Raw genomic sequence first — 1,538 nt, 5'->3', positions numbered from 1 at the left:
TGCCGGCTCTGATCAGAGCGCGGGCGGCTCCCCAGAACAGTCTCAGCCTGGAAGTTGGTCACTAGCTAGACACTACCTAACAGCCACAGGCGATAGGCTGAGAGGCCAGAGATGCTGTCGTGGCTTTCATCTTACCTCTCATCGGTTTTTGAGATGTTGCCATTATTGAACTATTTGATGGAGAAGTATCCTTATTTTTAGAACAAATGAAAAATGAAATTTATTTAGGAGATATAGAAGACTCGATCGAATGTCATTTACAGCGTTTATCCGCAACAGAAAAAAATGTGATGCACTGGTTAGCTAATCAAACTGAAGCGGTAGAAAAGTTTCCCAAAACTGGTAATCTTGACCTTTCTCAATCCCAATTTTGGGCAGCTATTCAGTCATTAATGAGACGCTGTTTACTGGATAAATTACCATCAGAAACCTCGTCCTATTTTCCTATTAATCCTGTCTTTAAATCTTATCTTAAAAGAAATCCTAACGATTAGGATTATCTCTTTACAAATAGATGCGATCGCATTTTTATCTTTAACTATTTTGCAAAACTTGTAAGAATAAATTTGGCGATAAAATTTGTGTATGATGATAATGCTTTAGCGGTAAAATGTGTTTTTTATCTAAAGAAACTAGATAATCAGCACCTATTTCGTAAGCGGCTGCCAAAAACATATTATCATTTGGATCAACCTGATCGAGTAGCGTTGCTTGATAAATGCCTTGAATTTTGATAGCAGTATAAAAAATAGCCGTTAAAATCTCCTTAATATCATTTCTGTCAATATTTTTCAGTAATAGTTTTTCAACCAATTCCTCCAATAATTGAGGAGAAATAACTAACTTAAATCTACCCTCTCGCCAATAACGAATAATTTGACAAGGCGCACTGTTAGGATTTTTACTTAACAAAGCTGAAAGAAAAACCGAAGTATCAAGAATAACAAGAGGTGAATCTTGAGCAAACATCATAGTAAATCAGATTCTTCTAAGTTTCCTGAAATTCTCACACAAGCGTCATCAAATTTTTGCCAAACTTCATGATAACAATTATCGGGCATATTTTGAACCTCATTTAATGTTTCCATAATCAAATCTTTGGCCTGTTTTCTATTTACATTTTCTTTTAAAACTTCTAAATGCTTGTGTAACTGTTCTAATAACCATTGTTTATCTTCAAACGAAAAATTTCGTAACTTTTGTTCAAGTTCAATAATTTGAGGGGATATCATAAAATTAACTCCACTTAACATTGAGCTATATCATAATTCTAACAACAAAAAAGCACCCCCTTGCGGGAGTGCCTTTTCGTTCAGACTAGGAATTAACCATTGATAGCAGGAGCAATCAGAGCTACAGGAGCCTGTTCACCACTAGCCAAGTCTAAGGGGAAGTTATGTGCATTACGCTCGTGCATTACTTCCATACCGATACCAGCGCGGTTTAACACATCGGCCCAAGTACCGATTACACGACCTTGAGAATCGAGAATCGACTGGTTGAAGTTGAAACCGTTGAGGTTAAACGCCATGGTGCTA

Annotated in this window: 2 protein-coding genes and 2 pseudogenes; 1 reads left to right on the top strand and 3 read right to left on the bottom strand. The window is 36.6% G+C overall.

From position 1 onward, the window contains the following. Positions 1–161 precede the first annotated feature (161 nt). A pseudogene (locus tag O9332_RS26210) lies at positions 162–494 on the top strand (ATPase); the annotation flags it as partial. 40 nt (positions 495–534) lie between these two features. Here O9332_RS26210 and O9332_RS26205 read toward each other — a convergent pair. The 3 genes and pseudogenes from O9332_RS26205 to O9332_RS26195 form a co-directional block, all read right to left on the bottom strand. Continuing rightward, positions 535–972, bottom strand: coding sequence for a putative toxin-antitoxin system toxin component, PIN family (locus tag O9332_RS26205; RefSeq protein ID WP_002761089.1), 438 nt, complete (start codon positions 970–972; stop codon positions 535–537). After that, positions 969–1,232: a hypothetical protein gene (locus tag O9332_RS26200; RefSeq protein WP_002752205.1), complete on the bottom strand. Its 264-nt coding sequence runs from the start codon at positions 1,230–1,232 to the stop codon at positions 969–971. The genes O9332_RS26205 and O9332_RS26200 overlap by 4 nt, the downstream gene beginning before the upstream one ends. A gap of 92 nt (positions 1,233–1,324) precedes the next feature. Beyond that, positions 1,325–1,538: pseudogene (locus O9332_RS26195) on the bottom strand (hypothetical protein); the annotation flags it as partial.

The sequence above is a fragment of the Microcystis sp. LE19-10.1B genome (assembly GCF_027530565.1).
Taxonomy (GTDB): Bacteria; Cyanobacteriota; Cyanobacteriia; order Cyanobacteriales; family Microcystaceae; genus Microcystis; species Microcystis aeruginosa.
Note: the sequence above shows the minus strand (reverse complement) of the source record. Positions and strands in the feature narration are given on the sequence as shown.

What these genes read in the sequence shown, in the direction of transcription:
- O9332_RS26200 (WP_002752205.1), bottom strand. Translation starts at nt 1,232, where the DNA reads ATGATATCCCCTCAAATTATTGAACTTGAACAAAAGTTACGAAATTTT.
- O9332_RS26205 (WP_002761089.1), bottom strand. Translation starts at nt 972, where the DNA reads ATGATGTTTGCTCAAGATTCACCTCTTGTTATTCTTGATACTTCGGTT.